A 23,424-nucleotide genomic window follows, 5' to 3' on the forward strand; every position below is an offset into this window, starting at 1 on the left:
TGGGACAGACGATCGTGTGACGTTGTTCCACGACGGCAGGGTGAAAGTGTGGTCCCGCTTCCACTTGTGGGAGATCGCCGAATCTGGTCGACACAACGCGTTGGGCGAGTTCGTGCGGATCAGTGCGGACGGGCACTCGAGGTGCAGGGGCCATCGGGCCTCCGCGAAAAACCAATCTTCATTACATCGACAGAGTGAAATCGCACGTAGGGGCCGATTTCTCGCTTCCGCTGAGTCGGGCCGAGTCGGGTACGAGTCGTGGAAGGAGACACCGATGGGCGAGCAGGCGAGATCACGCACGGCACGATCTCGACCGCCGCCTGACCTCGGCTGGTTGAGCGGTCGGGGCGAGCCCCACGCGGCATCGAGACACCGCGGTGATCTCGTCGCTCATCATGGGCAGTATCGACGTGCAATTGGAATGTCTAGCTCTCGGAGTGGGTGATGGTGACGCCGAGGGCGAGTCGGTCTTTGCCGACGGTGTGTTCGAGGGCGGTGTACAGGTCGGGACGGAGGAGCAGATCGGCGCCCTCGACAGCGGGTTCGAGGGGGTGGTAGCTGCCGTCGTGGATGAGGAAGCCGCGCCAGTGCCGGCCGACGAGCGCTGGGCCGTTGTCGTCGATGAGAAGGTGCCGGAGTGCTGGTGTTTCGGGCCGGAGGCCGAGAAGGGCGATGACTTCGATTCGGGGAACGAGTGTGGGCCAATGTAATCCTATGCCGCGTTCGCGGTCGGGAGCTCCTGGTTGACCTTCGTAGTCGGTGAGGGCGGCGAGAGGTCCTTGGGTGTTGCTGAGAATTGTTCGGGCGTAGGCGGTGTCGATGTGTGGCGCGAGTTGATTGCGGGCCGCTGCCCAGGAGTTTGGTGGGCTGCTGGACAGCGGTGTACTGCCGGATGGTGGTGGCCCATCGCATATTTCGAGTCCGGTGATGATCAATATGCGCCGAGCGGGGGTGCGAGGATGGGACAAGGCGAGCGTTCTCTGGTGTTCGATCATCCCGAGTTGGACCCACCCCGGGTATGGTGCCTCAACGACGAGTGGTGGTTGCCCGTCGGTTCCGGTGAGTTGCCGGACATCGTCGAGCATGGTTGCACCGGCTGGTGGCCATTCGGTGTCGTCGTCGAGCCACGGGATGGGTGTCAGTGACCAGCTGAGCACGCTGGGTCGTGTCGGGGGGCGTGGAACGCGGGAGGCTTCGCACCGCAGTGGCCATTGCGCATTCGATGAGAGGTGTGTTTGGGCGCGCGGAAGGCCTGCGGCCGCTTCTTGGAGGTCGTTCTCGATGGTTTCTTCGTCTACGAGATACGCGTCGGGTATGCGTCTACTGGATGGCGACCGCAGGCTGTCGATCTGCGCAGGGCCGCGTTTCTCTAAATAGTCCACGCGGCGAGTGATCCGGTCGATGACTGCTTCGCGCAGCCCTGCGGGGTTGCCTGCGTTATCGAGGCGTTCCCCGATGAACATGTCGACTAGGCCTTCCACGCGCTGTTGGGGTGTCTCAAATGTCACTGATGCTCCCTGGGCAGTTGATGGAATGCGGTACCGATCTGCGGTGCGGCTTCGGTTACCTGCCGGGCCGGATACGCGCGGCCGTACATATCGAGGATCCGGGCTGCGAGCGCATGTACCGAGAGCCAGTCGGTGGAGACGAGCCGGGTCAATTCGGTCGCCAGTTCATCGCTGAGTTCGTTTTGAGGACAGGTTCGAAGGACGTCCAGAAGCCATGTTGTTCGGCCTGCGTCGAGAGCCAGGGCGAGTACGTGAGCGAGTGCCGCTTGTCCGATGGTTGGACGGCAGGTGAGTAGCAGAGCGGTCGCGAGCAGTGTCCGCCGCAGGTCGGCCCGCATCGGTTGTGAGATCGTCGCGAGTGCGAGTGTGGCCATCGCGTGGTCCAGATTTTCTTGTGTGTCGGGGTTGGCTGTCGGCCGGTAGGTGTGGTCGGATCTGCTCGCTGTTCCCGGAAGTCGGTGTTTAATTATGGAAAATGCAGCGTTCCAGCACGCGGCTGCGGTTCCTTCCTGGGTGTCGGTCGGCCTTGCGGCGAATGCCGCGACTATTGCCTGGGTGATGCCGTAGGCGCGTTGCGCGTCGGCGTCGACTGTCGCAGCCACCGCAGCGGCCAGAGTTCGTTCTGCGATCGCCGGCTCGAGGTCGTGGGCGGCGGTCCACAGTCGCGTTCGTTCCCTGCCGGCGAACGTCCGCCAGCCTCCTCCGCCGCGGATGCGGATGTAGGCGAGCGTCAGGCAGTAGCTGGCGACCGTGGTCAATGCGTCGGATGTGCCGTCACAGCGGAGGGCGAGGCCCTCACCGAGGGTGGCGAAGATTTCGTTGTCGGAGTGGCGGGATATTTCGCGGGCGACGTCATCGATGAGGTCGATTCCGGCTTCGGCTCCGCTGTCGACGGTCACTTCGAGGATGCGCCAGCCGATGGCATTCGCCAATGCATCGATATCCCACCGCGGTGCTGTGGGGTCGTCGCGGTACTGCTTGTGCTTGTAGTCACGCGCCGCGAGCACCGCACCGGCGCGGCCTGCGGGGATGATGGGACGTTGACTGTTGACCAGGTGCCGTTGCGTCTCGATCGAGTCAGGCCTGTGGCCGGAACCCCAGGGCAGACTGTTTCGGACGTCCTGCTCGGCCCGCGGCGTCCGGATACCGAACTGAGAGCCGCCGAGCCGGACGATCGCGTCAACCAGCTCGGGTGTGACGATCGTTTTTGGCTGGTCGCTGGAGTACATCATCGCTTGGTCGTCGTAGGATGCCGCGATGTTGTTCGCGAAGATGGCGAGCATCGAGTCGATCCGCGGACCGACTCCGGTCTCACAGTGAAGGCGTCTCAGCAGCCGCAGATCAGTGTCCGGTCGGCGCCAGCCCGTCCCGACAGTCAGTCGAAGCGCAGCAAGAACCACAGGGTCGGCGGTCTCGACCCGGTTCTCCAGGAGGTGCGTGTGTGCGGAATGTACGCGGCTGTCTTCGAATCCGAGATGCCCCATAAGGATGTCAGCGCCGTCGATCGCTGCGGCGGTCGGGTCGATGCTCGCGGCTTTTTCCCACCACGAGTTCACGAAGTGTGAGGTGTCGCGTCCGTCGGTGTGTTGCCAAACCAGATACGTGAGATCGATGAGTTTTGCGAGATCCGCACGAGCGGTGTCGATGTCGACCTCGGCAATGTCTTCGATGCTGTCAATGATTTCAGAGATGGTCGGATCTTTATGTCCGCCGTAGCTGGCAAGCAACAGGCATGCACGCTTCCAGCAGTTGCCTGCTTCGTCTGTGACTCCGGCGGCGCAGCAGATGCGGGCCGCCGCGAGTTCGAAGCCAGCGGTCACTCGATACGGGGTGGTGGTGTCCTTGCGGCGTTCGCGGATCACAGTCATCAGAGCATGGATGGCGTCTACTCCGATGCGGCCGGAGACTCGGGAGAGGATTTCGAGGAGGTCGTTGGTTGTGAGGGGACCGTTCTCGGGCAGTCCCAGATTGGAGGAGGTGGTAGTGCCGTCGCCAATAGCGATGAGGCGGTCCAGAACGGCATCCAAGTCGCAATGTTGCACGACGACAAGGGATTTCTCGATAGTTTCGTGGACCAGCGGGTGTACGAAGTACAGATCGCAGGCTCGGGGCTTACCGGTGAACGGCTTCGCTTCTGCCGCCAGATCTGTGAGTGCCACATCCACTGCGGTGGACGCAGCTTCCGGTGAGGTGGTGCCCGCGGCGACGTCGTCGGCGATACCGATGGTGGCGACGGTGTACCGCATCCACGCGCGGTAGAAACCGGGGCCGCTGAGCGTGGGGTTGAGTGCCAGCGGGATGCTGCGGTTGATCGCGTGCGCGAGTGCGAGATAGCCGAGCCATTGCCGGACGGCACTGTGATCGGCGGCAGGGGCGGCCACGACCGCCCGGGTGATCTTCTGGAGTTCTGCTTCAAGATCAGTGGTCCCGAGGTTGGCGAGGATTTCATAAGCGGGGATACCGTGGCGGAGGTATCTGCTGATGTCGAGCGCTGGAGCGCGAGTGCATGCTTCTTGAGCGAGAGCGGCCGGATCCGGCAGTCCGGGGGTCCCAATGGCTGCGAGGTCGGCGAGCGTCAGGTATACTTGTGCTGCCTTGTCCCGGTTCGTCATCGCCGCGGCAACGGCGGGCATGACTGCCGGTGGGAGACCGGCAGTGAACACGACGGTGAGATCGTTTAGCGACGCATCATGGTCCAATTCAAGGTGCTCGGCCACTCGATCGGCGAGGTCATTGCCGATGTCGTCACGTTGAGTGCGCAGACGCAGCGCCCCGAGCTGCAGGGCGAGCTGCAGAGCGCCGTCGCGGTTCGAACCGTTATCGCCGCCGCCTCGTTCTACTTCCCGGTCATGGGCTTCGATGTAAGCCTTCCACGGCGCGGCGACACCGGCTTGGTCGATCGCCCGGCAAAGGCGCAGCCCCCACTGCGACGGGAAGGTCGGGCGCCCTTCGTAGACAAGACGTTCGGCGACGGTGTCAGCGCCGAGAACCGAGACTACGACGTCCGCGTATTCCACGATCGAGTCCGACAACGACTCGGTTTCGTAGGTGTCGATCGACTTGCGGGACTCCACACATGCGATGAGGGTCGGCCAGTCGAGCCGGGCTCGGCTTTCGCGGACAACGACACTGACGACCTGCACGAGCGCCTCGGGCGGCTGGAGCGCGCGAACGGCCTCAGCCACGAACCCTGGCCGGATCAGTTCTTTGAGTTCGTTATATCGGTCGAGTTGGGCGAGCAGTTCGGGAAGATGCCTGAACGCTCTGGCGTCGGTAAAAAATCCGCGAGCGGACAGCCACTTAGCGATGCTCTCGCGGATCGACGTGACCCATTGCTCGTCGTTGTCGCGAAGGACGTGTCGGCTGAAGCTCTCGTGATGGATGCGCAAACCACCGAGGCCGGGATGTGACGTCAGAACCGGTGCCAGCGTCTGGAGTGCCGACATCAGAAGTGGTCTTGTCTGAGGGAACATTTCACCGAGTTCGTCCGCGCTCAGGGCGAATCCGCACATTGCCAGCGTCCCGATCGCGAACCGCTGGTCATTGGTCATCGCGTCGAGCAGATATGCGTAATAGGAGTCGATATCCGTGGCTGTGTCGGGGACGAGGGTCAATCGGTGAACGATCTCGCCAGCCGTGACCGGTACTGAGCCGTCAGTGTCGAGCGGCGAGACGCGCGTCGCATACCTGCACAGGTAGGTGGCAAACAGGGCATTGCCGCCTGAGCGGTCATAAACGAGATCGACAATTCGCCGCTCGTCGCCGACCTCGAGCGGATCGCCTCCGATGGGTACATCGAGGAGTCCGTGCTTCCGCGCGAGTGCGCGGACTTCGTCCCGCGACATCCGGGGCAGCTGTATCGGACCATCCGTCGCAGGGGCGGCATTTTCCAGGTGCTCGCCGGGTTGGCTGGCGATGAGCATGCCAACGCCGCTGGGCAGGTCGATGGCCGCAAGCTGGTCGACAAGCAGGCGAGAGGGACCCGTTTGTCGATTGGTGCGCCGACCCACTACTCGGTCGACGTGGTCGAGACCGTCCACGATGAGGAGCACGTTCCGATGAGGATGCGTGGAGCGGCACGTCTGGATCGCTGCCGTGAGTGCCTCCGGTGTAGCGGCGAATCTCGGTCGAAGCTCGACTGTCACCTCGGGCACGACTCGTTCGAGCTGACGCAGGAGGCTGCCGATCACAACATCGGTCAGAACGCGCTCGTCGTGGTCGACATCGCTCCCACCTAGCCAGCAATGGTGCCGGGCAACGATCCAGTCGGCGTCCCGGCAGGTATCCGCGAGTTGTTCACAGAGCCACGATTTCCCGACACCGGGTTCGCCGATGACCACAACCCGCCCGCCCGCCGGTGCGACAGCATCAACGTGTCTACGCAGTTCGATTGCAGCATCAATACGCGGTACGGCGACCGCCGCTTCGACAGGGTGCCCTTCTGTGACCGCACCGAAATCGGTGATGAGCCCAACTTGAGGGAAGAGCCTTTTCCGCTCCACGTTCCCGTCGAGGGCCCGCGCACCTGTGGCAGCGTACGCGAGGGCGAGTGCCGCGCGTTCGGGTGTGATATCAGCGTTGGGTGCGCGGCCAGCTCCGAGTTCTTCGGTAACACGGTGAAGAAGCACACGCTCTGCAGGGCCGGGAGCAGAGAAATCCAACGTCGATGCCGGAGCGCCTGTGTCGACCGTCAGATGGTCACATGCTGCCTGAACCTGGTCATCTGTCAGGTGCGCGATTAGCTTTTTCCACGGATTGCTGCTGCGGAGCGACTCAGGGGCGAACCTGAACCTGTGTGTAATGACGCCGGGCAACGGGTCCCCCGGATCATCAACGGGGTCAACAGCTTTCAGAACTTCGGCGAGATCCCTGTCGGGGCTGTTATCGCGGACGACGACGCGGTACGTAGTTCCAGGTTCCTGCGCGAGGTCGTGCAGTAATGAGTCGAAGAGCTTGTCGAGTTTCAAGCTTCGGCGGTCGGCAGAGAACGTATCTTTGCTGAGTTCGCGATCTTGGGCTGTGTGCTTGATCTGGATACGGACACGTCGACCTGCCCGGTAAACAACATTCAAGTCGTCGAACCGGTCACCGTCAAATCCTTTGGTATCCACCGTGACAGCGACGGACGTGCCGAGCATCAGGTCGACAAGAGCGATGCCGGTGATGAGATCTTGGTACGCATACCCCTGATGGGTGACTCTCAGATTCATTCACATCCTCAACTCGTCCGGTTCTGTCAGTTCGAGACCCAAGGCCGATGATCGCATGGAGGTCCGACGTGTTCGCCTTCATTTCAAGGGATGTCAATACATTCAGCACAGTGGCCACTTGTGCGCTACGCCGAGACCGACGGGTCGACTCGATACTCGTGCTGACTGTCCCCGCACACCACATCGAGACACCAGGCGCCGGTCCTACTCGGGGTGCACCACAACTGAAATGCAAAATCGAATAGTGAAAGGAAGGACAGCATGTCCTTTACCAATTTCCCGGCCGCGATCCTCGCCGCGCTGCACGGATTCACCGCCCAGGCCGCCGCCGGCGGTTACCGCACGGCGGTCATGAGCCTCGACGATGACTTCGGATCGGCGAAGTTTCTGACCTCCCCGCCCGCCGGGCCCGGCGGGCACTGGCACGCTCAGAAGTGCGGGTACGCCACCGCCTGGGTCCTGGCCGCTCGCCCATGGAAGCGCGCGAGCGCCGCCGCACATTGATCTGTACGACCCAGTACACACATCACCTGCCCGCTCGTCTTCGCTCACCAACCTGTATCAACATGCCGATTCAATAGGGAACGGGCCCAAGCCGAGTACCGGGTCTGGCGCGTCCACGACGGCGACGCCGGTCACGTGAGGCTGGAACTCCGAGGCACGAGGATCGACGTGCGGTACTCCACTGTCCGCAGCACCATCACCCGAGCCGCTCGCACCGTGGCGGGCGGCAGCATGGAGAGTGTTGTGGCGGTGGGCCAATTCGGCACGGTTCTGCGATGGCTCGCCGCGGACGACTGACCAGACGCGCCGCATCGGCTTGATCTGCACGGATCGCCCGTCGCGGTGGGATACTCTTCCGCGCGGAGTGTCAGACCTCCGATTCCGCTACTCTGAGCGCCCGCCGAGGCGAATGTCGTGAAGCGCTGGCTCGCCGTTGCCGACGCCGGAATCATGGCCAACACCCTCGTGTGTGGTGCGCGCGATCGCGCACCGCCACGTCAACCACCCGTTGGCCCAACCCCCGCCGCCGACGACGCAATCGCCTTGCTGATGGCCGGAGTGCGTGACACCGCGGCGTCCGAGCCACGCAGAGCCCGAGTGTGCGTCTCATTTTCACGCCGGGGCCAGGCGGTGGTGAAACTTCATCGGTCTCAGCGTGATTGCTTGTGAAGGGTCAGACCGCGGAGCTTCTCGGTGGTCCGTTGCGGGCGTTTGTGGCCCGCGCGCTGCCACCACGTGGTGGCTTCGGCGATTTGGCCGCGGTAGCGCAGGCGGATAGCCAGGTTGTGCATTGCATCGGGGTGTCCGGTTTCGGCGGCACGGCGGTACCAGGTGAGGGCTTCGTCGTAGCGGCGGGATTTGTCGAGCATGAGGGCGAGGTTGTGCATTGCGTCGGTGTCGTCGGCCTCGGCCGCGCGCTGGCTCCAGTACTCGGCCTCGGCGTCTTCGTGGACTCGGTGCAGTAGTACCGCGAGGTTACTCATGGCGGTGGTGTTGCCGCGGTGGGCGGCTTCGAGGTAGAGGGAGTGCGCTGCACGGAGTTTCTGCTGGCTGTACAGCAGGTGGGCGAGGTTGTTCATCGCGCCGGGGTGCCCCTGTAGTGCGGCAGTGCGCCAGGCTTTTTCGGCTTCGATGAGGTCGTCGTGTTGGGCGGCTCGCTGACCGTCGGCGAAGATCTGCTCGGTGGCGCTGTCCGGGATAGCGAGGGGGTCGATGACCAGCGGCGTCACGGCGTTGTGAGAAGTGGGCTGGTGGCTGGGTGGGGTGAACAGGCGCAGGTTGCCGGTGATGTTGACGCTGCGTCGCACGGGGCGGGGATGACCGTTGCGGTGCAGGATGTGGTCGACGTTGGCGTAGAGCTGGTCGAGGGTGAGCCCGGTGCTGCTGGTGGCGGCGGTGAGCAGGGCGCCGGTGAACGCGGTGTGGCGGTGCCCCTCGGGTGCGAGCGAAGTTTCGTTGCGGGGAGAGGATGCGATGATGTAGGTGCCGTTGATGTCGAGTTGGCCGTCGACGACGGCCGCGGGGCTGCTCATGGCTTCGAAGGCGCGTCCGGAGAAGCAACAGTCCAGGATTAGGACGCGGGCACGGGCGCGAGCGTCGGCAAGTTCGTTGCGGACCGTGGCGAATGGTATCGAACTCCATGCGAGGTGGTCGGGGTCGGTGCTGGTCAAGGTCAGGTGCAATTGTGTGCGGCGCCGGTCTGGCTGGCCGTGTCCGGCGTAGTACACCAGCAGCACGTCGTCGGCTTCGGTGGCGGCATCGGCGAGGAGTGACCCGACCTGGGCAGGGGTTTCGGGATCGACCAGGGTGGTGCAGTGCTCGCTGGAGAGTGCGGCACCGGTGGGTGCGGTAAGCAGTCGATGGAGGTCGTGGATGTTGTTGGCGGCGGCGGGGATATCGGTGAGACCTGGATGGGTGTATCGGCTCACCCCAATCAGGACGGCACGCCAGCCGCTGCGCTTCGGGGCGAGGGTCACCGGGGTTTGTTCGCCTGGTCGAGAAGTGCTTGGAGGGCTTGGGTGATTTCAGGGGTTTTGACGCGTTTGGCGTCGAGGGTGAGTTCGGTGTGGTCGAGGGTGAGAGTGACCGCGATGTCGGAGCGCCGGTGGGTGAACCATGTGCTCAGCGATTGGAACAACGTGGACGCGATGCCTTGTGCGCCGAGGGCGACGACGAGGACCTCGGCCAGGCCGCCCATCTGGCCGGATTGAATCGGCGTCGTGGGCATGCTGATCCGTCCGCGCAGCTCGTCGTCGTCGTTAAACCACTCGAGTAACGCGGACAGCTCGTCGGCGCTTCCGTCGGTGCGAATTATCAACTGGCCCTGGTGGTCTGGCATGCGCTGCATCCTGTCTCGTGGCTTACTGCTTGTTCGCCTGCCGCGCTTCCGCGAGGCTGCGGCGGTAGTCCTCGGCCTCGGGGAAATCGGTGAACACCAGCAGATCTCCTACGAGTTCCTGCATGTGTTCGCGCACTTCGGCAGGGGTGGCGCGGAAGAATTCGCGACGGGAGTTGACGCGGTTGACACGCCTGTCGGCCAGGCGGCGATGTAGCTCTGCTTCGATGCCGGCGGCATCGCGGTCGAAATGCATGGTGTGCACATCGTATTTGAACGGCACGGACGAGTTGTTCAGATCGCTGATGCGGTCGTCGGGGTCGAGGCGGCGGGTCATGCCGATCTGGACCATGTCCTTACCGAACGCGCCGAGATTGGACACGACGTAGACGTGGCCGATACGCAGATCGCCCGCCCGGTTCGCGAGTGCGGTCCTTTTCTGTTCCACGTCCGCGAGTTTGTCCTGCAGATCACGTCCCTTGGTGGAGTCGGTGGTGCCAGCGGCTTCGAGCGCGGCGAGGGCGGACGCGAACTGCTGATGCTGTTTCTTGAGTTTCTGTTGCTCGCGTTCGATCTCCTGCTGCGCCTTGCGCTCCTCGCGGAGGCGGTCGCGTTCGTCGCGTTCGGCCTCCTTCTGGCGAGCGAGCTTCTCCAGACAGTCGGAGGTCAATTCCAGCTCACGGCGCCGGAGCTGGTGATACCACGGCGTGACGCGTAACTGCACGGTCGAGCCGAGTCGTGCGATCGTAGCGGCCAACCGGTCGAGGCGCTCCAGCGCGCTGTCCAGCTTGGACGGTCTAAGACTCCGGACGAGGTTGTCGGCCTCGGCGTTGTAGGCGCGCAGCATCAGCTTCGACAACTCGCCCGTCATCTTGCGGCCTTGGGCAGCCGAACCTTCGACAGCCCAGCTCTTCGATGCTTCGATCGCGCCGCCGTCCCGCAACGCGGCGTACTTGATCTCACCCCGCAACTGATCGAGCGCGGCGCGATAGCCGACCACATCCGCTAGCGGATGACGGTATTGGTAGATACCGATCTCCTCCAACAACTGTTCCTCTTGGGTGCCGACCACCTGCGTGCGCACACTGTCCAGCCGTGCCTGCTCCGCGGCGACCTGCGCGCCGAGTTGCTCGCGGTAGCGCTGAAGTTGGGCAATCTCGAGGCCACCGAAGCTGGCCAGCTCATCGCGAAGCCGTTGAATCTCAGCCAAAGCGTCGGCCAAATCCTGAGATTGGCGTTTCGCATAGGCCCGAGCGCCGAACTTCGGCACCCTCGCAACCGGAGACACACTCGATGGGGGCTGTGCGGCGACCCCGGCCGCTGGGGCGGGGACCGAGTCAGCGGTCCAATCCACGCCGTTCCAGTATCTGAGAAAGCCTGGGTGCTGCGGGTCGGGATACCAGTTCGCGGGCGTGGTGCTCATGATCTCCCCCTTGCTGCAGTTGCGCTTTCGAGCATGCCATCACCTACCCGAACCGCACGGCCAAACCCATCATTGCAGGCGTTGTCAGCACCGTCGGCCTACATGTTGCGGCGTTCGACACCCACGGCGCGCCAGCGAGCGACATGGATCGTTCCAGGGCCTCATGCCGCCGACTTCGAACCCCTCGCCGCGCAGCGCGCCACTGCAAGAGAGGGTATTGCTGGGCTGGGTTGGTTGTCGAGACCTGCTCCTGCTCTTCCGGAGAAGGCCGGATCGGCGGTATCCGCCGACCACACTTCGCCCGTCCGGCAGGGTGTGGACCCCTAGGCGGTGCGCACGATCCGGAATCGGTATGGCACCTGATCAGCAAGACGGTCCTTGCGGAGTGGTCTGGAACCCAACCCAGCGTCATCGACGTCCGCACCGAGGTATGGCTGCCGAGCCGCAAGCGGCGATCTGATGTGCAGGTCGTGTTCGCCGACGTCCACCGGGCCGCCCTCGAAGCATAACGCTCGCCCGTGACCGATCCCGAGTGACATCGCCGCCACCGCGACTATGTGCACAACGGCGTCGTCGATGCCTGGATCTGGCACCCGGACAGCCCCACCCCGTGGGTCGTCCTCGACGACTCCGATCACCCGCAGCAGATGTGGTTGTTCGATACCTGGGAACCGGCCCTCGCACTGCTGGTCGGCGCACCACACGACCCGGTGCGCGTGTCAGTCGAGACCGCCACGGCTCACCGTGTCGAGCACGTGCCCCCGTGCACCGGGGGAGGCCCTTCGGCCCTAATCGTTTTCCGCTGCGCGAGGTCGCCATTAACTGCAGCCGGCGTGGAAGTACCGATCAGCCTCCCGACATGACCACTACGCCCACGATCTTCGATTGATAGCGGAGAAGGCCTAGTTCGCTGAACGGCGGCGGAAGGGTAGGACATTGGCCGGGAGAGCTGATTCGGCTACCGGAATGTCTTGTGGGACAACGGGAACAGTATTCGTCGGCTCCGTCAGGCCGACATCGCCATTGCAGAGGTGTTTGCTCAGCAGGTGTCCGTCTTCGGTGAGGTTTGTGTGGTCGGGTCGGATGTAGCGTTCGGTGACTCGTGAGTCGGCGTGGCCGGCGATCTGTTGGAGGCGGTGTAGTGGCACTCCGGCGTCGGCGTACCAGGTGAGTCCGGTGTGGCGCAGGGTGTGGCGCACGAGGTGTTCGTAGCCCAGCCTTGCGACGACCTGGTCCCAGTGGGTGCCGTCGCGTAGTCCGGCGGTGGTGATTCGTCCGCCGCGGGGCCCGGTGAACAGTCGTGCGTCGGGGTTGTTCGGGTGGCGGGCAATGAGTTCGGCGACCAGTGGTCGGATCTGTTCGATGATGGGGACGTAGCGGGCGCGGTTGCCTTTGGTGCCTTTGTCGGTGAGGCCGCCGGGGCCTGGGGTGGTTTGGCGGCGGACGGTCCAGATCCAGGTGGTGGTGTCGATGTCGCGGACGCGGCAGCCGGAGATTTCGCCGATGCGTGCGGCGGTGCAGGCGGCGAACATGACGACGTTGCCCCAGCCGCGGTAGTTCTCGTGGGAGGCGGCCACGAGGGCGTCGCACAGCTCGATGAGGGCTTGCCAGTTGGGGAGGGCGAGTGCTCGTGGGTCGTGGAGTTCGTCTTCGATCTGTTTGTAGAGGGCTTGCCAGCCGTGGACCCGGGCTGGGTTGAGGGTGATGAGGCCGTCGCGTCGGGCTTGTTCCATGAGGCGGACCAGGACGGCGATGGTGTTCTTGATGGTGGACTTGCTGCAGCCGTCCTCCTCGATCCATTGAACGACGGCCCGGTCGACGATCCCATTGGTGATAGTCGGCACGAGCAGGTGGCCGAGGGTCGGTTTCACCCGCTTGCGCCAGCCACACAGGTACGGGTCGGTGGTCTTCGGCTCCAGCCCGGACAGGGCCAAGGACATGTTGGCTTCGCCGTAGTCGAGCAATGTGACGTTCGCGCGGTTCGGGTCCAGGCCGCGGCGAGCGAACTCCTGCGTCCGGTCGATCCACGCCTGTGCGAGGTCTTCGGTTTCGAACACCTCGGATTTGGATTCGCGTTGTTTGGTCAGTGGATTGGTCCAGCGCAGCCGGGCGCGGAACGGTTTGCCGGAGCGGCGGCGTTCGAGCTTCTCGATGTCGACGCTCAGCTTGATCCCGAGAGGGACCTGCACGGCATCAGCCATGGTGGCCTACCTCCACCCTGAACCGTGAAGATCGCGGAGCAGCGTGGGGAGCCCTCACGCGGCGGGCGTGATGTGCCGTGCTTCCAAATAGGCTTCGAGATCGCGCTCCGGGTACTTCGCGACGCGTTCGGATATCCGGACGAATCCCGGCCCCTGGGCCGGACATCCGCGGCGCCACCGCCGCAATGTCGAGATGTCCACGCCGAGGATCTCGGCGACTTCTGCGGTTGTGTACATGCGCTGGTTCAACAAGCCCAACCGGGCGTGGTCCGAATGCTGCATGGCGGACCCCCTTGTCCTCGGACCCGACACCGCACCGACACCGAACGGCAACAACACATTCGGGGAGAGCGTGCGGTCGAGCGTCATCGGATGCCAGCCGTGCTCGGCGATTTCGAAGCGGACCTCGGGGTGCCGGGCTCACCGTCACTGACGCGGTAGACCTGCGGGTGATCTGAGATCTGCCGACTGGCACGTCGTCCGGCTCCGCTGCGGCGGGTACCGGGAAACCCCGACAAATGGGGTGCTGTAGAAGGGTAAGCCCCGGACTCGGCTGCGGGCAACCGTCCAGCAGCTTCGGTGCGACCAGCCGCTGATCACACGCTCCGGGATTGTCATCCCTGCGTAGAACACACCTACAGGACCGCTCGGCCTGCCAGGAGAACCCGTTGACTATCTCTGTGCCTGCCAGACCCGTTGCGCCCGGGGTTTGCCCCCTGGTCCACAATTGGTCCACAAAACAACTCAGGTCAGAGGCGGAAACCGCCTCTGACCTGGTCGGGCTGACAGGATTTGAACCTGCGACCACCTGACCCCCAGTCAGGTGCGCTACCAAGCTGCGCCACAGCCCGTTCCACGCCCATCGCTGGGCGCTCGAAGAGATTACCTCAGGTAAGGCCGGGGGAGCGAATCGCCTGGTTAACGGCGTGGCGGTGGGGGTGGGGCGGGTGCTGAATCCTGGTCGGGCGCAGGGAGTGTGACGGGTGTCCGAGTGGGTGGGCCGATTGGCGGCGAGTAGTGGGGGCATTCCGTCGGTACGAAACGGCCGGGCCTCGCGGGGCCTGGTGGAATGGAAGGAGACGGCGGGTATGAGTCGGGAGCGGCGACTGGTCGAGGCGTTTGTGCAGTTGGCGGACTCGCTGGTGGAGGACTACGACCTGGTGGACGTGGTGCAGGAGCTGCTGGATCGCGCTGTCGAACTGCTACCCGTCGATACCGCCGCGGTGTTGCTGGCCGGCGAGGACGGCGAGATGAAGGTGCTGGCGTCGACCAGTGAGGCGACGCGCTGGCTGGAGTTACTACAGATCCAGGTACAGGACGGGCCGTGTGTGCAGTCGTACCGCAGTAGCCAGCGGGTGATCGTGGAGGATCTGGAGGAGGCGCGGGATCAGTGGCCGGCGTTCGCGAAACAGGCTCTGCTGGACGGGTTTCAGTCGGTCTACGCGCTACCGATGCGGTTGCGCACGGACCGGGTCGGTGCGCTGAACCTGTTCAGTACCGGCGAGGAGCATCTGACCGAGGACGATTTGCTGGTCGGGCAGGCGCTGGCCGATATCGCGAGTATCGCGATCTTGCAGGCGCGGTTGCTGGCCGATCACAAGTCGGTCAACGGGCAGTTGCACCTGGCGTTGCAGAGCCGGATCGTGATCGAGCAGGCGAAGGGCATGCTGGCGGCGCACGGCGATCTCGATCCGGAGGCCGCGTTCGACGCGCTGCGCGGCTATGCGCGGCAGACCCGCGGGCGGCTGCCGGAGCTTGCCCGGGCCGTGGTCGACCGGGCCGTCGACCCGGGCAAGATCCTGGAAAAGTACCGCCCGCGCTGAGCTCACATGCGCTCGTGCACGGTGAGCAGCAGGTGGTCGAACCGGGTGCGCAGCTCGACCATGGACCCCTCCATCGTGGTGGCCTCGGAGACGAGCTGGGTGGCGAGCGCGCGCAGCTTCGTCCCGGTCTCCTGGGAACGCCAGGTGAGCACCCGGAGCGCCTGGTCGGCGGTGATCCCGTAGATGAGCATCAGCGCGCCCTTGGCCTGCTCGATGGCGGCGCGCGCGGAGTACAGCTCGGGGAGCGCGCCGTCGAGGGTCTGCCTGCGGTCTTCTTCGAGCGCGTTGGTGATGTCGACGTAGTAGCCGGAGGTGCCGATCACCTCGCCGTCGCCGTCGAGCATGTCGTCGCCGACGACGAGGACGTGGTGCATGACCCCTTTGGTGTCGATGATCCGGTGCCGACTGCAGAACGGCTCGCCGGTCTCGACCGTTCGGGCGATGATGCTCGCGACCTGCTCGCGGTCGTCGGGATGCTTGTGCGACAGCAGCAATTCGGTGGACGGCTGGACCGTGCCCGGCTCGTAGCCGTGGATGATCGCGACCTCGTCGGACCATTCCCACCGCTGGTCGGCCAGCCAGAAGCGAAAGGTTCCCGCGCTCTGTGACCTGCCCGCGCCCAGCACTTCCTCGGCGGGACGAACCGTGTCGGGTCCGACGGACCCCGCGGGCACCTGTGCCGTGCCCGGAACCTCGCCGCGCGTGACCTCCGGAATATCGACAGACTGATCCAACGACCTGCCCCTCTCCACCTAAGACCGATGTCAGTATCAATTTCGGTCGGCTGGCGGGGTCTGGGGCAGCGCGGTCCGGTCGACTAGATTACCTGGGGGTGCCGACAGTTCGCCGGCGAGGCTTATCGACTCCGGCAAAGGGGTTGTGACCTGGTGAAACGGTCGGATCAGACGTACCAGTGGGCGGTGCGCGCGGCGTCGTAGACCCGGTCGAAAATTCGGCCGTGCCGGACCCTTGCGGCGGCGAGCAGTTGCTCCCCGACGCCGATCCGGCGCAGACCCGGCCACGCGACGGTGTCGCGGAAGCGGTAGTGCCGCTGCTGGATTCGTCCGATGATGTGCTCGATTCCGGTGTGCATGCGGAGCCGAGCTGCCCAGGCGGCGGGCAGCGGTGCGGGCAGCCGGTCGATCCGCGCGGTCAGGTTCGGGGTCGAGATCGGTTGTGGCACGGTGGTTCTCCGATCAGGCGCGGCGGGCGACGGTGAGGACGTCGGGCACGAACGGGGCGGGGAGCGGCCTGCGGACGGCGCGCTGTTCGGTGACCCGGAATCCCGCCTCCTCGACCAGCAGCCGCATCGCATCGGGCGACGGGAAGTACGCGACGTTCTGAATCGGCGTCGGCTGCAGCAGCTGCGCGAACCGGTGGCGCGGATTGATCAGGACGATCGCGAGCAGCCCACCGGGAGAAAGGATTCGGTGGAACTCGGCCAGCGCCGCCGGGTGATCGAAGAAATGGAAGGCATGCGTCGAGACGACGGCATCGACCGCCCCGTCGGGCAGGCCCAGGTCCTCGGCGCGTCGATTGAGCCAATTCACCTCGCCGGAGCGCGTTTTCGCCTGCCGGAGCATGCCGACGGAGGCGTCGCAGCCGTAGATCACCTCGGGCTGCAGATCCTGCTGAATGCGGGACGCGAGAATCCCTGTGCCGCAACCGACGTCGGCGATCCGCCGGATATCCCCTTGTCGCAGTTGGCCGATGATCTCGTCCTGCGGCGGCCGGTAGGCGACCCGCTGCACCAGCGGGACGTTGTAGACCCGGGCGAGCCGATTCCATCCGTGGGTGACGAGGCTGTTGAAGGCGCGGGTCGGGGCGTGCGGCATGGCGGCTGACATCGGTGTCCCTTCGGCGTTACTCGACCCTCAGCCTAAACTGTCTGAGACAATTTAGGAAGCCTCTGCCGCGTGACTGTTCGTGGCGCTGAGTGGTTTCGCGATGTCCTCCAGTGAACGGCCCTCCGCCTTGACGCCGTACGCCACCTCGACGAGCCCGGCGGCGAACATCGCGGCGGCGCCGATGGCGAAGGCCAGCGCTATCTTGCCCGCATCGCCGTCGGCGGCCAGCTTCGAGAACACCAGCGGACCGGCCACGCCGCCCGCCACGGTCCCGATCGCGTAGAAGAACGCGATGGCCATGGCGCGCGTCTCCATCGGAAAGATCTCGCTCACTGTCAGATACGCCGCGCTGGCCCCGCAGGAGGCGACGAACAGCACCGCGGTCCAGCACGCGGTCAAGGTCACCGCCGACAGCACTCCCGCCGCGAAAAGCCATGCCGTGCCGAACAATAGGATCGCCGAGCCGATGTAGCAGCCGGCGATCATCGGCTTGCGGCCGACGGTGTCGAAGAGCTTGCCGAGCAGCAGCGGTCCGAGGAAGTTGCCGAAGCAGATCACGGCGAAGTAGTAGCCGACCCGATCGTCGGCCACGTGGAACGACTTCGACAGGATGAGCGCGTAATTGAAGGTGATGGCGTTGTAGAGGAACGCCTGCCCGATGAACAGCGAGAGGCCGAGCACGCTGCGCTTCGGATAGTGCTTGGCCATCACCTCGGCGATCTCGCGGAAGCTGATGGTGCGCCGCTGGTGGATCTCGATCCGTTGATCGGACACGTCTTCCAGCTCGCGGCCGGTGTCGGCGCGGACCTGCGCTTCGATGTCGGCGACGGTCCGCTCGGCGCCGTCCTCGCGCTCGTGGATGAACATCCAGCGCGGGCTTTCCGGCACATGCCTGCGCACCACCAGGATGATCAGCCCGAACACGGCGCCGAGCGCAAAGGTCAAGCGCCAGCCGATGTTCGGCGCGAACAGGTCGGTGTTCAACGCGACGATCGACAGCAGCGAACCGCCGACCGCGCCGAGCCAGAACGTCCCGTTGATCACGATGTCGATGCGCCCGCGATACTTTCGCGGGATCAGCTCGTCGATGGCGGAGTTGATCGCCGCGTACTCGCCGCCGATGCCGAAGCCGGTGAGGAAGCGGAAGATGATGAACCACCACATCGAAAACGACAGGGCGGTCATGGCTGTCGCGAACAGGTACACCGCGAGCGTGATCAGGAACAGCTTCTTGCGGCCGAATCTGTCGGTGAGCCAACCGAAGAACAGCGCGCCGCAACCCGCACCGGCGACGTACATCGCCGCCGCGAGCCCGGAAACCTGTGCGGCAGTGATGCTTATGCCGCTGCCGGGTTCGGAGAGCCGGCTCGCCACGCTGCCGACGACGGTGACCTCCAGGCCGTCCAGGATCCACACGGACCCGAGCCCGATCACCACCATCCAGTGCCACCGCGACCACGGCAAACGATCCAGTCGCGCCGGAATGTCGGTCGATATCGTCTTCACAGCCCACCCGCCTTCGGTCAGTGCGGACCGATTACCCGAGGGGCCGGCAAGTATTCAGAGCAGGGTGAGGGCGCCGGCGGGACCGTCGAGGGTAGCGATCAGTGCCGGTCGCAGGCCTGGTTGGACTGCGATATCGATCGACAGGGCACGCAGGCGGGCGGAAATCGTTGTCGGGTCCGGATGGGTGACCTCGAGCGAACGCAGCGTCACCTGCGGCAGGTTCACGGAGGGATGGGTCGTCGAGCCCCAGTCGATGAGGAACGGAATCACGCCGGTGTGGCTGCCGTCGTTCGACAAGGTCAGTCGCCAATTCAGTACCTGTCCGTCCGGGGTGGCGCGGGACATCTCGGCGGGGTCGCCCGGGTCGTAGTCGGCCGTGCGGGCCGCGGCGACGGCTCCGTCGATGTCGGTCACCTGCGCCGCCCAGGTCACCAGCCGCGGTTCGGTGAGCCCATCGAGCCCGAACGGCCGGGGAAGCGCGGGCACCGGCTGGTCGTCGTCCGGACCGATGAGCTCGAGATAGCCGCCGTCTCCGAGACCGAGCAGAAAGTTGCGCGTCCCTCGACCCACATGCCGTCCACCCGGAACCGGCGCGACGCCGAGCAGTCGCGTCACCGTCGCCACGGCATCCGGTAGATCCGGTGTGGCAAGCACTAAATGATCCAACCCACTCACCCCGCAAACCCTAGCTATGCGCCGCGGGTGGGCCCCCGATTTCGCGCACCGCGATTTGTGCGCGGCGAGAGTGGGCTACGCTGCGTCGAAGTAGAACCTGTTACAGAAAGCGGTCGCGCGATGAAGGTGATCTTCGCACTCTGGGATACCGGTGACCTCCTCGCCGAGGATCTGACCGCCCGGCTGACCGCCGCCGGAGCCCTTGCGGTGCAAGCGAACATCTCCGACGCGGTGGTCGAGAACGCGATGCTGCGACTGACCACGTTCGACGAACCGGTGGCCGCGGTGGTCAGCGTGTGGCTCTCGGATCGTCACGAAACAGCCGCTGTCGCTGACCTTCTCGCGTCGGTCGCGAAGCGGGTCGCCGGTTGGCACGTCGAAGAGGCGAGACCGATCGAGCCGCCCGCGGTGCCACTTCGCGAGCGCGCACCGGGCCTGGCCAACATCGCATTTCTCCGCCGCCCCGACACCCTGTCGCACCCCGACTGGCTACACCGCTGGCGCAACGAGCACACCGAGGTCGCCATAGCCACCCAGGCAACCTTCGGCTACATCCAGAACCTCGTCCTCGAACCCGTCACCGAAGCCGCCCCCGACATCGCAGCCATCGTCGAAGAACTGTTCCCGATCGAAGCCCTCACCGACCCGCACGCGTTCTACGGCAGCGCCGGCGACAACGCCGAACTCACCCGGCGCATCTCGCGATTGATGAAGAGCGTCAACACCTTCGGCGCCGACCGAGACCTCGACGTAGTGCCGACCAGTCGGTATCTTCTCGCCTGACCAACCGTGCGGCGTCGATATGCAGCGCCGAGCGAGCCACCTTGCTGACCGAAAGCTATCAGTCGTGCTGCGACAACTCGGCGACCGTGGTGCGCAGTGCCGAAGCTGTTACCCGCCGCGACGGCCGCTGGTTGTCAGCCGCGCTGCGATAACCCGGCCGTGTCGATCGCCGCCGCCGAGGTCCGCAATGCCGAGCGGGCAGCGCTCACCGCGGGATGGTCGCCGGTCCCGCGTCGATACGCCAGCAGTGTCCGCCGTTGCGTCGGCAGCGGCGTCAGCGTGACCTCGGGCGGGCAGGACAGCGCGCCGAGTTCGGGTACGAGCGCCACTCCTTGCCCCGCCGCGACGAGTGCCAGCACCGTGCCGAAGTCATCGGCATGATGACGAATCCGCGGCGTGAATCCCGCTGCCTGGCAGGCGCGCACGGTCATCGTGTGGCACAACGTATCGGGAGTGCCTGCGATCCAAGAGGTGTCGCGCCAGCTGGCCAGCGACTCGTCGGAAAGCGCGGCGAGATAAATGGTTTCCTCGAGCAGCGGCTCGGTGTCCAGCGCCGAATCCGGCTCGACGGGCACGTAGTCGTACTCCTGAACCAGCGCGACATCCAGCGTCTCCGCCCGCAACGCGGCCGGCGCGGTCGCCGGATCCAGTTCGGTGACCATCAATTCGAGCGCGGGATGATCGCGACTCAACGCGACCAGGGCGGGGGAGAGGATCGTCCGAACGGCAGTCGGGAACGCGCCGATGCGTAGCGTCCCGTTCAGGTCGGCCCGCGTGGTGGCCAGCTCGGCGGCCGCTTGTTCGAGCACCGCGAGGATCGTCTCCGCGTACTCGACCAGCGTGCGCGCGGCCGGGGTCAACGTGACCCGTCGCCCGGTCCGCTCCAGCAACGGCACACCGGCCTCCCGCTCGAGCGCGCTGAGCTGCTGGGATACCGCCGAGGGCGTATAGGCGAGCGCCTCGGCAACCGCCGCGATGGTCTCGCGGTGCGCCAGCTCGCGCAGCAGCCGCAACTTCCGAATATCGAGCATCAGTCAATCTTATGCTCGACTGTAGAAACGTGAACTGGACCTAACCGTTCACCGGCGTCAAGCTCGTATTCATGACGCTCGCAGGCTTATATGTCCCTCTGGTCACGCCGTTCACCGCCGACGGCGCGCTAGCCGCCGACGCGTTGGAAGGTCTGGCCCGCTCCGCCCTCACCGAGGGCGCGACCGGGCTGGTCGCGCTTGGCACCACCGCGGAGGCCGCTACCCTGACCGCCGTAGAACGCGCACTCGTCGTCGAGATCTGCGCGCGCGTGTGCCGAGAACTGAACGGCCAGTTGATCGTCGGCGCCGGCTCGAACTCCACGGCGGCCTCGATCGAAGCGGTCGCCGCGCTCAGCCCGCAGATCACCGCGGCGCTCACGGTCGTCCCGTACTACACCCGCCCGTCCGAGGCCGGCGTGCTCGCGCACTTCCAGGCCCTCGCCGCCACCAGCCCGGTGCCCCTCGTCATCTACAACATTCCGTACCGCACCGGCCGCATCCTCGGCGCCGAGACCCTGCGTCAGCTCGCCGAGCACCCGAACATCGTCGGCGTGAAGCACGCCGTCGGCAGCATCGACGACGCCACCATCGAGCTGATGGCCACGCGCCCAGCCGATTTCGCCGTCCTCGCGGGCGACGACCTCTACCTCTCGCCGCTGCTCGCCCTCGGCGCGGCAGGCGGCATCCTCGCCTCCTCGACCCTCGTCACCGGGTCGTTCGCGGCGCTGATCGACGCCTGGCACCACGGCCGGATCGATGAGGCTCGCGCCCTCGGTCACCGCCTGGCCGGCCTGTCCGCCGCGCTCTTCGCTGAGCCGAACCCCACCGTCATCAAGGCGGTCCTGGCGGCCCAGGGACGCATCCCCAGCCCGGCCGTCCGACTGCCGCTGCTGCCCGCGAGCGAGGCCACCACGATCGCCGCGCTGTCGGCTTTGGCAAATTCTTCTGCCGAATTGTCGGAGAAATTGCTGGTGTAGGAGGCGAAGAGGTGCAACGCTTAAGCGGTGACTCATCCTCCGGATAATCAGGCGACGGGGCCTGACCCTACCGCCGACAAACTGGACCCGGCGGTCTTGAAAGTAGCAGGCGTGGTCGTGCTCGGCGCGATCATGTCGATCCTCGACATCACCGTCGTCAATATCGCGCTCCCTACCTTCCAAGCCGAATTCGAGACGAGCTACGCCATCGCGGCGTGGACGATCACCGGCTACACGCTCGCGCTGGCCACCGTCATCCCGCTCACCGGGTGGGCGGCGGACCGGTTCGGCACCAAACGCCTGTACATGGCGGCACTGACCTTCTTCGTCCTCGGCTCGGTGCTGTGCGCCACCGCGTGGAACATCGAGTCGCTGATCGCGTTCCGCGTGATCCAGGGCATCGGCGGCGGCATGCTGATGCCGCTCGGCATGACGATCATGACGCACGCGGCCGGCCCGCAGCGCGTCGGCCGGGTGATGGCGGTGCTCGGCGTGCCGATGCTGCTCGGCCCGATCTGCGGCCCGATCCTGGGCGGCTGGCTGATCGAATTCCACTGGCAGTGGATCTTCTTGATCAACGTCCCGATCGGCGTCATCGCGCTGATCCTGGCCTACGTCGTGTTCCCCGCGGACAAGCCGGAACCGTCGGAGTCGTTCGACTTCCTCGGCATGCTGCTCGCCTCGCCGGGACTCGCGCTGTTCCTGTTCGGCGTCTCGTCCATTCCGGGTGAGGGCACGGTGCTCGCGACAAAGGTGTTGCTGCCGGCCATCATCGGCGCTCTGCTCATGGTGGCGTTCGTGTTCCACGCTCTGCGCACCGAGCATCCGCTGATCGACCTGCACCTGTTCCGCAACCGGTCGCTGACCTTCGCGGTGCTCACCATGGTGCTGTTCGCCATCGCGTTCTTCGGCGGGGCGCTGCTGCTGCCGACCTACCTGCAACAGGTCCGCGGCGAATCGGCGTTGCAGGCCGGATTGCTGCTCATCCCACAGGGTTTGGGCGCGATGGTCACCATGCCGGTGGCGGGCAAGCTGGTGGACAAGATCGGGCCGGGGAAGATCGTGCTGGTCGGCATCACGCTGATCGCGGTCAGCACGGTGTTCTTCACCCAGCTCACCGTGGACACCTCGTACCCGCTGATGCTGGGCGCGCTGTTCGTGATGGGCCTGGGCATGGGCTGCACGATGATGCCGATCATGACCGCGGCCATCCAGACGCTGAGCCATCAGCAGGTCGCCCGTGGTTCGACGTTGATGAACATCGTGAACCAGACGGCGGGTTCGATCGGCACCGCGACCATCTCGGTGGTGCTGACCAACTTCCTGAACAACAAGGAATTCGCCAAGCCGGCGATCGTGGCGAACGCCAATCCGGAGTTCGCCAGCAAGCTGCCGCCCGGCGTGCTGGAGACCGGATTGAGCCAGGCGTCAACGGCATTCAGCCACACCTACATCGTGGCACTGGTGCTGATCATCCTGACCCTGATCCCGGCGTTCTTCCTGCCGCGGACGAGGCCGAAGAATCCGGAGTTGACCGACGCGGTTGCGGCGGTACACGTTTGACCCCCGTGCGCCGAGATCGACTGCCCAGCAGCCGATCT

At 65.2% G+C, this 23,424-nt stretch carries 19 protein-coding genes and 1 tRNA gene; 6 read left to right on the top strand and 14 right to left on the bottom strand.

Translation table 11 applies throughout. The features are described from left to right. Positions 1 to 425 precede the first annotated feature (425 nt). Positions 426 to 1,508, bottom strand: a complete 1,083-nt coding sequence (locus F3087_RS41670; RefSeq protein WP_150407707.1) for a hypothetical protein — start codon at positions 1,506 to 1,508, stop codon at positions 426 to 428. Further along, positions 1,505 to 6,718, bottom strand: a complete 5,214-nt coding sequence (locus tag F3087_RS41675) for an ATP-binding protein (protein WP_150407708.1) — start codon at positions 6,716 to 6,718, stop codon at positions 1,505 to 1,507. The genes F3087_RS41670 and F3087_RS41675 overlap by 4 nt, the downstream gene beginning before the upstream one ends. A gap of 261 nt (positions 6,719 to 6,979) precedes the next feature. On the opposite strand from F3087_RS41675, the gene F3087_RS41680 reads away from it, so the two are divergent. Then, a complete protein-coding gene (locus F3087_RS41680) occupies positions 6,980 to 7,222 on the top strand; it encodes a hypothetical protein (protein ID WP_150407709.1) in 243 nt (80 codons plus the stop codon). A gap of 168 nt (positions 7,223 to 7,390) precedes the next feature. Further along, the gene (locus tag F3087_RS47255; RefSeq protein WP_263407281.1) at positions 7,391 to 7,519 is read left to right on the top strand and encodes a hypothetical protein; all 129 of its coding nucleotides are present in this window, start codon (positions 7,391 to 7,393) and stop codon (positions 7,517 to 7,519) included. A 353-nt stretch (positions 7,520 to 7,872) separates the two neighbouring features. Here F3087_RS47255 and F3087_RS41685 read toward each other — a convergent pair whose 3' ends face one another. The 6 genes from F3087_RS41685 to F3087_RS41715 form a co-directional block, all read right to left on the bottom strand. Next, on the bottom strand, positions 7,873 to 9,198 hold the full coding sequence (locus tag F3087_RS41685) for a caspase, EACC1-associated type (protein ID WP_150407710.1): 1,326 nt from the start codon (positions 9,196 to 9,198) through the stop codon (positions 7,873 to 7,875). Beyond that, positions 9,195 to 9,560 (bottom strand): effector-associated constant component EACC1, encoded by a 366-nt coding sequence (locus F3087_RS41690; RefSeq protein ID WP_150407711.1) that lies wholly within the window; start codon positions 9,558 to 9,560, stop codon positions 9,195 to 9,197. The genes F3087_RS41685 and F3087_RS41690 overlap by 4 nt, the downstream gene beginning before the upstream one ends. Before the next feature lie 22 nt (positions 9,561 to 9,582). Then, complete coding sequence (locus F3087_RS41695) at positions 9,583 to 10,980, bottom strand: DUF4041 domain-containing protein (RefSeq protein WP_150407712.1); 1,398 nt, start codon at positions 10,978 to 10,980, stop codon at positions 9,583 to 9,585. 902 nt (positions 10,981 to 11,882) lie between these two features. Beyond that, positions 11,883 to 13,181, bottom strand: coding sequence for a tyrosine-type recombinase/integrase (locus tag F3087_RS41705; protein WP_150407714.1), 1,299 nt, complete (start codon positions 13,179 to 13,181; stop codon positions 11,883 to 11,885). A gap of 54 nt (positions 13,182 to 13,235) precedes the next feature. After that, positions 13,236 to 13,463, bottom strand: coding sequence for a helix-turn-helix transcriptional regulator (locus tag F3087_RS41710; protein WP_191094414.1), 228 nt, complete (start codon positions 13,461 to 13,463; stop codon positions 13,236 to 13,238). Positions 13,464 to 13,955: 492 nt separating this feature from the next. After that, positions 13,956 to 14,032: transfer RNA gene (locus tag F3087_RS41715), tRNA-Pro, on the bottom strand. A 237-nt stretch (positions 14,033 to 14,269) separates the two neighbouring features. On the opposite strand from F3087_RS41715, the gene F3087_RS41720 reads away from it, so the two are divergent. Then, the gene (locus F3087_RS41720) at positions 14,270 to 15,004 is read left to right on the top strand and encodes a GAF and ANTAR domain-containing protein (protein WP_150407715.1); all 735 of its coding nucleotides are present in this window, start codon (positions 14,270 to 14,272) and stop codon (positions 15,002 to 15,004) included. A 2-nt stretch (positions 15,005 to 15,006) separates the two neighbouring features. On the opposite strand, the gene F3087_RS41725 is transcribed toward F3087_RS41720, so the two are convergent. The 5 genes from F3087_RS41725 to F3087_RS41745 all read right to left on the bottom strand — a co-directional run bounded on the left by F3087_RS41725 (position 15,007) and on the right by F3087_RS41745 (position 19,032). Next, positions 15,007 to 15,738 (bottom strand): PAS and ANTAR domain-containing protein, encoded by a 732-nt coding sequence (locus F3087_RS41725; protein WP_150407716.1) that lies wholly within the window; start codon positions 15,736 to 15,738, stop codon positions 15,007 to 15,009. A 167-nt stretch (positions 15,739 to 15,905) separates the two neighbouring features. Then, positions 15,906 to 16,187 carry a hypothetical protein gene (locus F3087_RS41730; protein WP_150407717.1) on the bottom strand — a complete coding sequence of 94 codons (282 nt, stop codon included), beginning with the start codon at positions 16,185 to 16,187 and terminating at the stop codon, positions 15,906 to 15,908. Between the two features lie 13 nt (positions 16,188 to 16,200). Further along, positions 16,201 to 16,851 carry a class I SAM-dependent methyltransferase gene (locus tag F3087_RS41735; RefSeq protein WP_223885758.1) on the bottom strand — a complete coding sequence of 217 codons (651 nt, stop codon included), beginning with the start codon at positions 16,849 to 16,851 and terminating at the stop codon, positions 16,201 to 16,203. A gap of 51 nt (positions 16,852 to 16,902) precedes the next feature. Next, the gene (locus F3087_RS41740; protein WP_223885759.1) at positions 16,903 to 18,357 is read right to left on the bottom strand and encodes an MFS transporter; all 1,455 of its coding nucleotides are present in this window, start codon (positions 18,355 to 18,357) and stop codon (positions 16,903 to 16,905) included. Positions 18,358 to 18,411: 54 nt separating this feature from the next. Beyond that, entirely contained in the window at positions 18,412 to 19,032 is a 621-nt protein-coding gene (locus F3087_RS41745) for a VOC family protein (protein ID WP_150407719.1), read from the bottom strand. Positions 19,033 to 19,152: 120 nt separating this feature from the next. Between F3087_RS41745 and F3087_RS41750 the strand changes: the two genes are divergently transcribed. Then, positions 19,153 to 19,815, top strand: coding sequence for an EthD domain-containing protein (locus tag F3087_RS41750; protein ID WP_150407720.1), 663 nt, complete (start codon positions 19,153 to 19,155; stop codon positions 19,813 to 19,815). 134 nt (positions 19,816 to 19,949) lie between these two features. Here the strand turns inward: F3087_RS41750 and F3087_RS41755 are convergent, their stop codons facing one another. Next, positions 19,950 to 20,846 carry a LysR family transcriptional regulator gene (locus F3087_RS41755; protein WP_150407721.1) on the bottom strand — a complete coding sequence of 299 codons (897 nt, stop codon included), beginning with the start codon at positions 20,844 to 20,846 and terminating at the stop codon, positions 19,950 to 19,952. A 71-nt stretch (positions 20,847 to 20,917) separates the two neighbouring features. Here F3087_RS41755 and dapA point away from each other — a divergent pair, with 71 nt between their 5' ends. Together dapA and F3087_RS41765 are read left to right on the top strand one after the other, a co-directional pair. After that, positions 20,918 to 21,823 (top strand): 4-hydroxy-tetrahydrodipicolinate synthase, encoded by a 906-nt coding sequence (gene dapA, locus F3087_RS41760; protein ID WP_150407722.1) that lies wholly within the window; start codon positions 20,918 to 20,920, stop codon positions 21,821 to 21,823. A 27-nt stretch (positions 21,824 to 21,850) separates the two neighbouring features. Next, entirely contained in the window at positions 21,851 to 23,386 is a 1,536-nt protein-coding gene (locus F3087_RS41765; RefSeq protein ID WP_150407723.1) for a DHA2 family efflux MFS transporter permease subunit, read from the top strand. The last annotated feature ends 38 nt before the right edge of the window (positions 23,387 to 23,424 follow it).

The sequence above is a fragment of the Nocardia colli genome (genome assembly GCF_008704205.1).
In the GTDB taxonomy this organism is placed as follows: domain Bacteria; phylum Actinomycetota; class Actinomycetes; order Mycobacteriales; family Mycobacteriaceae; genus Nocardia; species Nocardia colli.